The sequence below is a fragment of the Streptomyces flavofungini genome (genome assembly GCF_041028215.1).
In the GTDB taxonomy this organism is placed as follows: Bacteria; Actinomycetota; Actinomycetes; order Streptomycetales; family Streptomycetaceae; genus Streptomyces; species Streptomyces flavofungini_B.
This window is the reverse complement of record NZ_JASKYR010001440.1, coordinates 1-657: the sequence shown is the minus strand read 5'-3', so window position 1 is coordinate 657 and position 657 is coordinate 1. Positions and strand designations below refer to the sequence as shown.

Here is a 657-nt window from a genome sequence, read left to right as displayed (position 1 = left end):
CCCGGCCCGGCTCCCAGCCGCACAGCGGGGGCTTCCGGGCCGACCTGGTCCAGGGCTGGCGCGAGTTCAGGGCCCGCACCTGGCTCTGGGGCGTCATCGCGGTCTACAGCGTGCTGATGATCACCACCATCGGCCCCACCGTGCCGCTGGTGGCGACCCTGGTGGTGGGGGAGCACGGCTCGGGAGCCTACGGCCTGGTGAACTCCGCGCTCGGCGCGGGCACCGTCGTGGGCGGCCTGATCGCCCTGCGCCTCCGCCCCCGCCGCATGCTCCGCGCCGGGAGCTTCGCCCTGATCGCGTACTGCGCGTTCCCCACGCCCGTCGGCGCCGGGTCCGGCGTCCCGCTGATGGCGGCGGGCGCGGCCGTCGCGGGCGCGGGCGCGTCCTTCTGGGGCGTGATGTGGGCGACGAGCGTGCAGACCCAGGTCCCGCCGGACGTCCTGAACCGCATCCACGCGTACGACGTAGCAGGTTCGCTCGCGATGCTCCCGGTGGGCCAGGCGCTCGCGGGCCCCGCGGCGAGCGCCTTCGGCGCCGAGGCGGTCCTGGTCACGGGCGGCGCGATGACGGTCGTGGTCGCCCTGGCGCTGCTGTCGGTGCCTGCGATACGGGGCTTGGTCAGGGCCGACGGACACGGCCTCGGGTACGGGGACGGAC

Annotated in this window: 1 pseudogene; it reads left to right on the top strand. The window is 75.8% G+C overall.

Annotation, left to right across the window (positions count from 1 at the left end):
- Nucleotides 1-657 (top strand): annotated as a pseudogene (locus AB8Z36_RS41550) (MFS transporter); the annotation flags it as partial.